Source organism: Archangium minus (assembly GCF_044360475.1).
GTDB classification, from domain to species: domain Bacteria; phylum Myxococcota; class Myxococcia; order Myxococcales; family Myxococcaceae; genus Archangium; species Archangium minus.
The window spans coordinates 6,983,085-6,995,402 of the sequence record NZ_CP043494.1; the positions used below are offsets into that span (position 1 = coordinate 6,983,085).

Sequence of the window (12,318 nt, forward strand, 5' to 3'; positions counted from 1 at the left end):
TATACCGGTGAGACGCGCGCTACAGGCGCCACCACGTGGGAACTGGCTCCCGCTCAAGGTTCCATGGCAAGGGAGGCCCATGCAGCAACGACTCGACGGTTTCCGCCGCTTCCACCTCGCCGCCGGATGCGCCTTCCTGCTCGCGGGCCTCTTCGTCCTCTTCTACCGAGGCCCTGGCTGGCGCTTCACCCGCGGGACGTTAGGGGATCTCTTCGTCGTCGGCTTTCTCTATCACCTGCTCAGCCTCTTCTGGCGAGGCCCCGCCGCGGCTCGTGCTGGCGCCATTGGCGTGCTGGCCGTCGGAATCGAGCTGGCGCAATGGGCGCGTATCTTTACCACGCGAGCGTCGGCTCCCCTGGTGATCGTGACGGGCTCCACCTTCGATGCCTGGGATCTGCTGGTGTACGCCATCGGACTCACCCTCTCGGTGCTGCTCGAATGGAGGTGGAGAAAACGCGGCTTTTGACACCTTCCCGGCTATTCAGAGAGCACTCTTCGTCTAGGATGTTCGGCCCCCTCACCCCCCCAAGGGTCTACGCATGATCGCTCGTTCACTGCGTTTCACTTGCTTACTCGCCATCGCTACCGCCTTGACCATCGGTTGCGACCCTTCGCCCCAACCCGGGACCGACGCGGGCACCGATATCGACGCTGGCACTGACACCGACGCCGGCACCGACACTGACGCTGGCACCGATACCGACGCTGGCACTGACCCCGACGCCGGCACTGACACCGACGCTGGCACCGATGGCGGGTCAACCGAAACTCCCCAGGATTTCTATTCATCGTTCGAGGCTGCGGATCCGCAGCCCACATGGATCTCCACGGTCGAGCTCGACGCGAAGGGGCAGAAGAAGTCCTCCGGGGTCACCGGGGAGCCGGAGACGCGGATCCGCGGCAGCATCATGGATCAGGTGACCAGCGTGACCGCCAGCGGCGAGAACCCTCCCGACGAGATCGCCCCCCGCATCGCCGACGGGGATCTGACCTCCAAGTGGCTGACGTTCACAAGCACTGGCTGGGTGAGGTGTGAGCTCGCGCAGCCCATCGCCGTGAAGCGCTACGCCATTTCCTCCGCCAACGACGCGCCCGAGCGTGACCCCTCCGCCTGGACCCTCGAAGGCTCGCAGGACGGAACGAGCTGGACCGCGCTCGACCAGCGCAGCAACGAGTCGTTCTCCGCCCGCTTCGAGACCCACACCTACGAGTTCACCAACACCACGGCCTATCGCTACTACCGGCTCAACGTCACCGCCAACCACAGCGGCAACATCCTGCAGATCGCCGATCTCCAGCTCTCCAATGGCGACGACACGCCGCCGCCGGTGACCGACATGAAGAGCGTCGTCGGCAACGGTCCTGGCTCCTCGTGGAATGCAAAGCTCGGCGCTGGCTTCACCGGCACGCATGCCCTCCGCTTCGCGGGCGCGGTCCTGGCAAACGGCCGCGGCTACTCCTACAACAAGCTCTTCGACGTCGACATCCTGGTCACGCCGACGACGGAGCTGTCGTATCTGCTCTTCGTCGATGCGACGATGAACGACCCGACCGCCCCGAGCACCTACGCAGCGCTCGATCTCGCCTTCGACGACGGCACCTACCTGAGCGAGCTGAACGCTGTCGACCAGCACCATGCGACGCTGAGCCCGGTGGGCCAGGGCGCGTCGCGCACGCTCTACCCCAACGAGTGGAACCACAAGGTCTCCCGCATCGGTGATGTCGCCGCTGGCAAGAGGATCAAGCGCATCCTGGTCGGCTACGACCAGCCGCAGGGGCCGGTCTCCGCCTTCGGCGGCTGGATCGACGACGTGCGGATCACCGCCAGGCCCACGCACGTGAAGCCCGAGCACCTGTCGGACTACGTGACCACCCTGCGCGGTACCAACTCGAGCGGCAGATACTCGCGCGGCAACAACTTCCCCGCGACGGCCGTCCCGCATGGTTTCAACTTCTGGACCCCGGTGACCGACGCCAGCTCGATGAGCTGGCTCTACGAGTACCACCGCCGCAACGACGCGAACAACCACCCGGCGCTCCAGGCGCTCTCCCTGAGCCACGAGACGAGCCCGTGGATGGGAGACCGGCAGACCTTCCAGATCATGCCCTCGGCGGCCACAGGCACGCCGAACGCCAACCGCGCCGCACGCGCCCTCTCCTTCGTGCACGAGAACGAGATCGCTCGGCCCTACTACTACGGCGTGAAGTTCGACAACGGCATCCAGGCGGAGCTCACGCCCACCGACCATGCCGCGATCTTCCGCTTCAGGTTCCCCGGCGACGACGCCAGCCTCATCTTCGATAACGTCAACAACAACGGTGGGCTCACCCTCGACCCTTCCTCGCGCGTGGTGACTGGCTACTCCGACGCGCGCAGCGGGCTCTCGGTGGGCGCCACGCGGATCTTCGTCTACGCCACGTTCGACAAGCCGGTGGCCGCGAGCGGCATGCTCACCGGCGGCGGCGGCGCGAACGTGACCGGCTACTTCCGCTTCACCGTCCCGGCGGACGACCGCACCGTGACCATGCGCATCGCCACCTCGCTCCTCAGCGTCGAGCAGGCCAAGAAGAACCTCGAGCTCGAGATCGCGAACACCGAGAGCTTCGAAGATGTGAAGACGCGCGCGCAGCAGCTCTGGGACCAGAAGCTCGGCATCATCGAGGTCCAAGGCGCCAGTGAGGACCAGCTCACCACGCTCTACTCCAACCTGTATCGGCTGTTCCTCTATCCGAACTCGGGATTCGAGAACATCGGCACGGCGAACGCGCCCGAATATGCGCACGCAAGCCCGGTGGCGGCTCCGGTCGGCGCAAGCACGCCCACGAAGACCGGCGCCAAGATCGTGAGCGGCAAGATCTACGTGAACAACGGCTTCTGGGACACCTACCGGGTGACCTGGCCCGCCTACGCGCTGTTCTCGCCGACCAAGGCGGGCGAGCTGATCGACGGCTTCGTGCAGCAGTACAAGGAAGGCGGCTGGATTACGCGCTGGTCCTCGCCCGGCTATGCCGATCTCATGACCGGCACGAGCTCCGACGTCGCCTTCGCCGACGCTTACGTGAAGGGCATCCGGAACTTCGACGTGGCGGCGGCCTATGATGCGGCCGTGCGGAACGCGACGGTCCGTCCGACGGACCGCAGCGTCGGGCGCAAGGGGCTCGAGTCGTCGATCTTCCTGGGCTACACCCCGAACTCGATCGACGCCGGCCTGTCGTGGGCGATGGCCGGCTATCTGAACGACTTCGGCATCGCGAACATGGCGAGCGAGCTCGCCAAGAACGTGAGCGACCCGCGCCACCAGGAGTACGCCGAGAGCGCGGAGTACTTCCTCGAGCGCGCACAGAACTACGTGAACCTGTTCGATCCGGCGATCCAGTTCTTCCAGGGCAGGACGGCGAGCGGCGCTTTCGCGACGCCGGCGAGCCTCTACGATCCGCGTATCTGGGGCTTCGACTACACCGAGACCAACGGCTGGAACATGGCCTTCGACGCGCCCTTCGACGGCCTCGGCCTCGCCAACCTGTACGGTGGCAAGACCCAGCTCGCCGCGAAGCTCGACCAGTTCTTCGCCACGCCCGAGACCGCGAGCTTCGTAGGCTCCTACCGCGGAGTGATCCACGAGATGGTCGAGGCGCGCGACGTGCGCATGGGCCAGCTCGGCCTGAGCAATCAGCCCTCGTTCCACATCCCGTACATGTACATCCACGCCGGACAGCCGGCGAAGACGCAGGAGAAGGTTCGCGACGCGCTCGCGCGCCTCTTTGTCGGGAGCAACATCGGCCAGGGCTACATCGGCGATGAGGACAACGGCGCGATGTCGGCGTGGCACCTCTTCAGCGCGCTCGGCTTCTACCCGCTCGCGGTGGGGAGCGAGAACTACGTCATTGGCTCACCGCTCTTCACCAAGGCGGTCATCCACCTCGAGAACGGCCGCAACATCACCATCAACGCGCCGAACAACAGCCCGAAGAACGTCTACGTGCAGGCGCTGAAGGTCAACGGGACGGCGTATACGAAGACCTACGTGACGCACGCGCAGCTCACCGCCGGCGCCACGCTCGACTTCGAGATGGGCCCTTCGCCCTCCACGTGGGGCACCGGAGCTGAGGACGCGCCGCCCTCGATCACCACCGATGGCAGCGTCCCGCAGCCGCTGCGCGACACCGCGACGGACGGCGTGGCAACCTCGAGCGACGGCACGAACCCAAGCGCGCTCTTCGACAACACCTCGACCACGAGCGTGAGCTTCACCGCGGAGAACCCCTCGGTGCTGTACCACTTCACCTCCGGCGCGCGGCAGGTCACCTTCTACACGCTGACGTCGGGCACCACCGCGGTCGACCCGATGGGCTGGACGTTGAGCGGCTCGAACGACGGCGTGACCTTCACGACCCTCGACGAGCGCAGCGCGCAGACGTTCAGCTGGCGCACGCAGACGCGCGCCTTCCGGGTCGCGAACCCGGGTGCCTACGCGTACTACCGCCTCGAGCTGACCGGCGCGGCGGGCATGTCGCTCGCCGAGCTCGAGCTCCTCGCCAGGCCGTAGCGCGAGCACTGGGCCGGCCGTAAGCACTCGCGGCCGGCCTGAGCAGTCTGCGGCCGGGATCGTGTCCCGTACGGTCTACCCGGGCGTTCCCGCGCGCGTGGACTATGAGCTCACGGCGGATGGCCGCGAGTTGGTCCCCCTGCTCAATGCACTGGGCGATTGGTGGGAGGAACTTCAGCGTCGGCGCCAATCGTGGGCCGCGAAATCCTCAGGTTCCAAGAACCTTGACTAAGCCCTGTTTAAAAGATGCACGAACACTGCGTCCAAAGAAGCAGACGCAAGTTCATGGGCTTCTCACAAGCACTGAGACAAAACGCGAGGTAGTTTCAGTGCATGTCCTATCAAGCAGAGCAGTCCTCACCCCATCGCGACGCGATACCGTCGGCGGTATTGCGTGCGACCCTCCTCGCGCTCATCGCCCTGGTCACGAGCGCATGGAGCCCCCAAGCACAGCCGACCGAGCCACGCGCCGCTTCTCTCGGAATCACCCTGCCCATCGAGGTCATCGGCGCGACTGGAGCCGAGAGGTCAATCTCCGTCTCCATCCCGGAGCAGGAGGTGCTCTCCTCCCTCACGCTCTGGCTGCAGGTCCACAACCTGAGCTCCGAGAAGAAGGCGAGCATCCGCGTCAACACGGGCGCCTGGATGGACCTCACCAATTCGACCGTCACCGTCGAAGGGCTCGGGAAGAACTACGGCGGAATTGGAGGCGCCTTTGCCACGCTCCGGTTGCAAGTCGCCCTCCCAGCTGGTGCCCTCAAGCCCGGGAACAACACGCTCCACTTCAGATACAAACCATGCGAGACGGTGCCCATCACCCAACCATGCGATGATCAACGGACCATTGGATTCCGGGTGCTGAAGCTCAACTTCATCCGGCCCGATGGCAGCCGGGTCTTCGCGGAGAGCCAGTTCACCCAGGAGGATCCAAACACCTGGCAGCCGCCCTTCACGGATGCGGCCTCCATCGAGGCGGGTAAAGCGCTGTGGGAAAGAAGAGAACTGAAAAAATCCAACAGGATCCCGAACCCCACCAACGACCCGAACTTCGCCAAAATCAAAGCGTACTGCATGGATTGCCACACCCGGGACGGCAGGGATCTCAAGTACTTCAACTACTCGAACCATGCCATTATCGAGCGCGCGAAGTTCCACGGGCTGGACGAGAACGAGGGCAAGAAGATCGCCTCCTATATCCGGACGCTCCAGGGTGTTCTCAACCCTGGCCGGCCATGGAATCCTCCGTACCAGCCGGGTCCCAGCGTCGAATTCCGACCCGTCTCGCACTGGGCCGCGGGAGCGGGTATTGACGCCGTCCTGGAGAAGGACCGGGACATCCTCCCGTACCTCTTCCCCAACTTCCCCAAAATCGATCTAGGTGACGTGAGCACGAAGGGCTATATCAATACCCGCATCACGCCCATCCCCCTGCAACTCCCGGATTGGAATCACTGGCTGCCCACCATCCATCCCAAGGACGCGTGGGGAGACGAAATCCTCAACGACAATGCGTACAGATGCTACGACGGCTCGACGGGTGACTGCACCTCCATTGATGCTCATCCCAAGAACATGCGCGCTCGTGCGCAACTCACCAAAGATCACGGCTACGTAGACTATTTCAATCAGATGCACTACGCGAGCCAGCGGTGGACCCTCGCACTCTACCAGTTCCTCTGTCCGAGGTATCCCAACGATAGATGTTTCATATTCCCCGGTGGGAAAGAGAAGATCCCCGACGAGAAGATTGGCCATGACGCGGAGTATGGCCAGAAGATGTACTCCACCGCGCTCTGGTCCATGGTCAAGATGTGGGAGATCATGCAGGAGTTCGGTCTGGAGGGGCACCAGAAGCAGTTGTTCTCGGACTCCCGGGAGGAGTGGGGGTGGATGAGCAATTACAGCTTCGACACGTCCCCCAACCTGCTCCATCTGCATCGGGACCAGACGGGAATCAACAACAACTCAAAGCTGATGTTCACCTACTTCTCCGCGGCGTGGTACCAGGTCTCGTTCACGATCTACAATGGCAACCACGCCGATGGAAGAAACCGGGACGGACAGCGCCCCATCGACTGGCCCTACGCCTATGACTTTCTCGCGGAGCTTCAAAGCAAACCGGCAGATCTCCAGAACAAACCCGAGCTGTACGTCCCCTTGAATGGTCTGTTGACGCTCTGGTTGATGAAGGCGATGCATGTGGCGGACAACGGCATCGGGCCCGATGGGCAATACACCAAGCGCGATGAGCAGCATGGACTCCTGGATCCCTCTATTCCTTCTCCTGGCTGGTCTCCGAAAACCGTCGTGGATATCAGCAAGCTCGTGGTGCCCAACTTCATCCGAGGATGGCGCGACATCACGGAGGAGGAGCGAAAAAACATTCTGCGAACCATGCTTTTTGCCTGGTTCCAGAAAACCAAAACTTATACGAGCACCGATGTCTGGTGGAGGAAACCACCCGAAGTTGCCAGCCCCTCGGAAGTCATCAATGGCTTCTACACGGGCTCCGCGGGAAACAGGATCTGGTACATGCTTCCGCACTTCAAAAACTTCGGCGTCGAGAGGCCGCTTATCGAGGATGTCGCAGCGTGGGCGAATATTGTCTGGCCACAGAGGCAATGGGTGGAGGATATCCCTAACGCAACCTGCATGAAAGACCCGAAGTTGCACTATTATGTTTGCAGCACGGAATCCTTCGGACAGCCAAACCCAGCCCCATAAAGGGGGCTTTTAGGCAGCCTACCGCCGCGGCCCGCATTGCCGCGGCGGTATCCTTCGCACCCGCTCCTGGGAGGAACCCCCAGGTCGTCCTCTTTAGAAGCTGTAGCCCATTCCGAACTGGAAGCTGCGCGGCGGCCCCACCAGGATCGTGGGCTTGCCGAAGTTCGGGTTCGCGGGCTCGTCCTCCGGTGGAATGAACCCGTCGTATCCGCCGAAGTTCTTGGTGTTGAAGAGATTGAAGCACTCGGCGAAGGCGTTGATCCGGTGACCCTTGGAGATCGTGAAGTCCTTCGCCAACCGGACATCCACCTGGCTGAACTGGATGAAGCCCTCCGCCCGGCCTCCATGGGTGCGGAGCACGAACTCGGTGGGACCGAAGCCCTTGGAGGCATCGGAGATGGTGTAGGGCAAGCCGCTTCCCAGGGTGATCAGCGTGGACAGCTTGAACTCCAGGGGCAGCCCCACGATGCCGGAGAGCACGAGCCGATGGCGCTCGTCCGTGGCGGTGGGGGTGATGGGGCTGTCCTTGACGGTCGGGTAGTCGAAGTTGAAGTCCCCCCCACGCTCCCGGGCGACACCAAAGGTGTAGGCCAGGGAGGCCCCCCACGAAATGCCCCCCGCCGAGAGCTCATTCGAAAAGGGCTTCTCCGCGGAGACCTGCACGCTGCTGTAGACGGAGGTCCGGTCGTCGACCGAGATGAGGACACTGCCGAAGCCACCCGGCGTGGGGATGTAGTCGCGGGAGCCTGTCGACAGGCGGTTGGCGGGATAGAAGCCGATGCCATTCCTGCTGCGGATGTGCGTGAGCGTCACCGAGGTGTTGACCGGGCCCACCTGTTGCCGGACGCCCGCGTTGAACTGGTCGCTGTACTGCGGCCGGGTGTCGTTCTCGAGCAGGAAGATCTCCGGAGCGGGTGCCACGCCGCTTGCGATCAGCGAATCGAGCCCCTCCCGGCTCAGGTACTCGGGCCGCCAGGCGATGGTCGGCTGCCCGAAGCGGGGGGCGCCGTCCTGCGAGAAATAGAACGTGCGGACCTGGTACTGAAGACGAAGCCGCTCGTCCACGCCGGTGTTGAACAGGGTGCGATCGTAGTAGCGCCCAGCACCGGCGAAGAGAACCGTGTGGCCGTTGCCCATCACGTCCAAAGCCGCGCCGAGCCGCGGCTGCACCGCGCCCAGGAAGACAGGGCGCTGCTTGCCGTTGGTCAGGTAGTTCTGGACCGGGAAGAAGTCGGGCCCATTCGTCTGCGCGACGATGCCAGCAAGCTCCTCCACCGCCGCGCGGACCTCCGCGGGAGTCACGTAGTCGTTGTTCAGGGGGTTGGTCTCGACATCCCACCGGAGGCCCACGTTCAGGGTCAGCCTCTTCGCGATCTCCCAATCGTCCTGGAGGTACAGGCCCACTTGCGTGTTGTTGGAGGCCGCCTTCGGGTCGCCGATGCCATAGGAGGCTTCGGCCGGGAAGTCGTAGCTGAGGCCGTTTTCGGCATCCTGGCGGAAGCGGAAAACGGGGTTCCCGTACTGCGTGCGCTCGATTTGGTAGTGCTGGAAGGAAAGCTTGGCGCCCGCCTTCACCACGTGCTGGCCGGCCCAGTCGAAGTTCGCGAACGTCGTGTCGTTGCGCAACGTGAACGCCTGCTGGCGGATGTCCTGGCTGGTATCGCGGCCGCCGAGCCGGATGACGCCCTCGTAGTCCCGCCCGACCACGTCGGAGATCGTGGCGACCGGGTTGAACCGCGAGTCGAGGAACTGAAGCGTGGCCTCGTTCGTCAGCGAGCCCAGCCGCAGCTGATGCCTGGCCGAGGTGGTGATGACATTGTTGCGCACGTTCTCGGCGCTCTCGAAGCTCACCACGCCACCGAAGCTGCGGATGTCGGTCTCCCGCCTGAGGCTGGCGCTGACATCCAGGGTCTGGTTGCCCGCCGGCCTCCAGGTCAGCTTCGCGAAGCCGAGGTGCTCTCGGAAGGGGCTGCCGAAGTTGCCCTGGAACTGGCCGAACCGGCTCAGGTTCTCCTCCGTCGGATTGCCGAGCGTCACCGGGTTCGAGCGGTCCTGCAGGTTGCCCTCATAGGTCACGAAGAAGTGCAGCGTGTCCTTCACCACGGGGCCCCCCAACGCCGCCCCGAACTGGGAGCGCAACTGCTCGGGCCGCTCCAGCTCGCCACGCAGCAAGGCGAAGTGATCCCGGGCCATCAACGCCTGGTTCTGGAAGGTGAGGAAGAGGTCGCCCTGGAGCTCGTTGCCGCCCGAGCGCGTGATCGCGGAGATGATCGCGGCGTTGGCCTGCTCGTACTCGGCCTTGTAGTTCTGGGTGATGACGCGGAACCCGCTGACCGCGAGCTGGGGGAAGGGGTTTCCGCGGCTCGAGTCCTGACCGACCAGCCCGCCTTCAATGACGTTGTTCTTGAGACTCACCCCATCCACGAACACGTTGGTGTTGCGCGCCGCGAGCGCGCCAGACGCGAAGTTCTTGTTGAACTCATCGTTGGAGACGCGAACGCCGGGGGCGAGGGCCGCGAAGTTGAGGAAGTTGCGGTTGCTCTGGGGCAGGTTCGCGATCTCTTCGCGGCTGACGTTGGTGGCGACCTCGGAGGTCGAGCTCTCGGGGGCCTTGCCTTGGACGAACAGGGTCTCGCCCTGGCCGAGATCCAGTGCCACCTCCTCCTCGACGTTGATGTTCACGTCCACCGTCTGGCCGACCTGGACGGTGACCGTCCGGTAGACCTCCTTGCCGTCGGGCTGGGTGACGGTGATGACATACTCGCCGGGCTGAAGGCCCGTCAGGAAGAAGGAGCCATCCGAGCGCGCGATCCCCTTCGTCGAGAAGCCGCTGTGGGTGTTCACCGCGACGACGGTCACGCCGGTGGCCGGCCCGCTGAGCTTGCTGAGGCCGACCCGGATGTCCGCCGTCGTCTTCTGCGCGAGCGCTGGCGCGGCCGTGAGCAACACGGCGAGTCCCCACGCGCTCCCGATGCGCGCAGCTCGCGCCCCCCTCGCACTGGAGGCGCGAGCACTGCGAGCCATGTCCTTGATGCTGTCCTCTGAGCTGTCCCGAGCGATTCCGGTCATTCTCCTGCGCATCTAGACGCTTCCCCGCTGGGTGTAAACGGCGTCAAGGTGAGGAAGGTCCCCTCAGAGTGAAGCAGTCAGCTCTTTGACGCAGTGTGCACAACTTGGGACTCCTAGGAGCCGTGACAGACGCGGGCTCCTCCCGCGCTACAGGACGGTGTCCATGTCGGTGAAGAGCTGCTTCCAGAGCTGCTGCTCGCCTTGAATGCTCCAGATGGGCTTGTCCGAGATCTCCACGTCGTTCTCGTACAGGCGGGGCTTGGCGCTCACCACGGTGGTGTCGCCGTTCTCCGTGAAGCGGAGCACGTACTGGCGAGAGTAGGTGAGGCTGACCACCTGATCCTGCGCGGTCTGGACCCCATCCACTCGGATGATCTTCCGATCGGTCTGGATGAGCCCCTTCTCCAGGTCCACGACGGCCCCCACGAAGCCCATCGAAGTGAGGGTGGCCACTGCGGCTGCCATGACCCTGTCCCGAGGAGCGTTGAAGCTCATCGTTCCATAGTCGGCGACCTCCTTGTCAGAGAGGGTGCTTCCCTGCACGGTCGCGCAGCCGAACAAGAGGGAGAGGGACAGGAGCGGTACGAACATGATGTGACGCATGGTTCCTCCGTGAAAGGGAAACACACGGTACAAAGGAGGACTGACATCCGTGCCCGCGTTTCCCTTCTGCCCAGGCCGTTCACACCGCGTGCCTGGCCAGCTCCTTCGCCGCATCCACGAAGAGACGCAGCGCCGGGGAGCGCTGCGCACGGCTGGGGAAGTAGAGGAAGAAGCCCGGGACCGTGGGCGCGTAGGCCTCGAGCACCCGCTGCAGCCGCCCGGTGCGGAGCTGCTCCGTCACCATGGGCTCCAAGACGTACGCCAGCCCCAGGCCCTGCTCCGCGAGGGACGCCGTCAGCTGGCTGTCGTTGGTGACCACGCCCCCGCGCACCGGCACGCGCCAGTTCCTGCGGCCCCGCTCCAGCTCCCAAGCGTAGAGCGCCCCGGTGCTCCGCATGCGGAAGGTGATGCACTCGTGGCGCAGCAAATCCTCGGGCCGCTGGGGTGTACCGTGACGTTCGAGGTAGCTGGGGGCTCCTACCACCACGAAGCGAAAGGCATCGGTGAGCCGCACCTGCACCATGTCTCGCTCGATGGCCTCGCTCAGCCGCACGCCCGCGTCGTAGCCCTCCGCCACGATGTCCACGAAGCGCTCCTCGATGACGACCTCCACCTCCACCCGCGGGTGACGCTCTCGAAAAGTGGGGACCACCGGGGTGATGACGTAGGGCACCGCCGCCCGAGGCACCGACAGCCGCACCCGGCCCACCGTTTCTCCCGGTTGAGCGGACACCTCGGTGAGGGTAGCGAACGCCTGTCCGAGTGCCGGGCCTGCGCCCTCCACCAACCGCCTCCCCGCCTCCGTCAGCGACACGCTGCGCGTCGTGCGGGTAAGCAGCACCACGCGCAGCTGCTCCTCGAGCTGCCGCACTGACTGGCTCACCGCGGGGGTGGAGACTCCCAGCTCGCGCGCTGCGCCGCTGAAGCTGCGCAGGCGGGCAACTGTGAGGAACACCTGGAGCTGCGGGAGGAGAGCCGTATTCATTGCGAGAGTACCTTCCGGTGCCGGGCCACCAGCACGACTGCGGACGATGCGACCGAGGCGCTTACGCCCCACTGTGAAGCACCGCTTAAGAGCCTATGGGTCCCCTTGCGCGTCGTCATCTGAGGACTCATGAGATGAGGAATGGCCCTTGGGGACGCGCATGTTGCGCCTGTGAGGATCAGTTGGCTGCGGCTGCACGCCAGGATCTTCCACCAGGGGAATGGGATGACGCTCCAGTTGCAGGACCAACCCGTGCCGCTCTTCCAACCCATTCCGTGGAAGCCTGTTTCCAACCCAAAGCGCGAGCCCGGGCTCTCTCCTGGCGATCGTGGATCCGGTCAAACAGCACAGGCCTGGGGAGGCGAGCATTCGAGCGCACCGGGACTACGA

General features: G+C 64.4%; 7 protein-coding genes. 4 read left to right on the forward strand and 3 right to left on the reverse strand.

What is annotated here, in order from left to right; all coding sequences use genetic code 11:
* Nucleotides 1-79 precede the first annotated feature (79 nt).
* The 4 genes from F0U60_RS28300 (at nt 80) to F0U60_RS28315 (ending at nt 7,271) form a co-directional block, all read left to right on the forward strand.
* Complete coding sequence (locus F0U60_RS28300; protein WP_395804123.1) at nt 80-466, forward strand: DUF2809 domain-containing protein; 387 nt, start codon at nt 80-82, stop codon at nt 464-466.
* Nucleotides 467-539: 73 nt separating this feature from the next.
* Complete coding sequence (locus tag F0U60_RS28305) at nt 540-4,547, forward strand: GH92 family glycosyl hydrolase (RefSeq protein ID WP_395804125.1); 4,008 nt, start codon at nt 540-542, stop codon at nt 4,545-4,547.
* 61 nt (nt 4,548-4,608) lie between these two features.
* A complete protein-coding gene (locus F0U60_RS28310) occupies nt 4,609-4,779 on the forward strand; it encodes a winged helix-turn-helix transcriptional regulator (protein WP_395804127.1) in 171 nt (56 codons plus the stop codon).
* Nucleotides 4,780-4,937: 158 nt separating this feature from the next.
* Nucleotides 4,938-7,271, forward strand: coding sequence for a hypothetical protein (locus F0U60_RS28315; RefSeq protein WP_395804129.1), 2,334 nt, complete (start codon nt 4,938-4,940; stop codon nt 7,269-7,271).
* A gap of 93 nt (nt 7,272-7,364) precedes the next feature.
* On the opposite strand, the gene F0U60_RS28320 is transcribed toward F0U60_RS28315, so the two are convergent.
* The 3 genes from F0U60_RS28320 to F0U60_RS28330 all read right to left on the reverse strand — a co-directional run bounded on the left by F0U60_RS28320 (nt 7,365) and on the right by F0U60_RS28330 (nt 11,928).
* A complete protein-coding gene (locus F0U60_RS28320) occupies nt 7,365-10,340 on the reverse strand; it encodes a TonB-dependent receptor domain-containing protein (protein ID WP_395804131.1) in 2,976 nt (991 codons plus the stop codon).
* 147 nt (nt 10,341-10,487) lie between these two features.
* Complete coding sequence (locus tag F0U60_RS28325; RefSeq protein WP_395804133.1) at nt 10,488-10,943, reverse strand: hypothetical protein; 456 nt, start codon at nt 10,941-10,943, stop codon at nt 10,488-10,490.
* A gap of 79 nt (nt 10,944-11,022) precedes the next feature.
* Nucleotides 11,023-11,928: a LysR family transcriptional regulator gene (locus F0U60_RS28330; protein ID WP_395804135.1), complete on the reverse strand. Its 906-nt coding sequence runs from the start codon at nt 11,926-11,928 to the stop codon at nt 11,023-11,025.
* Nucleotides 11,929-12,318 lie beyond the last annotated feature (390 nt).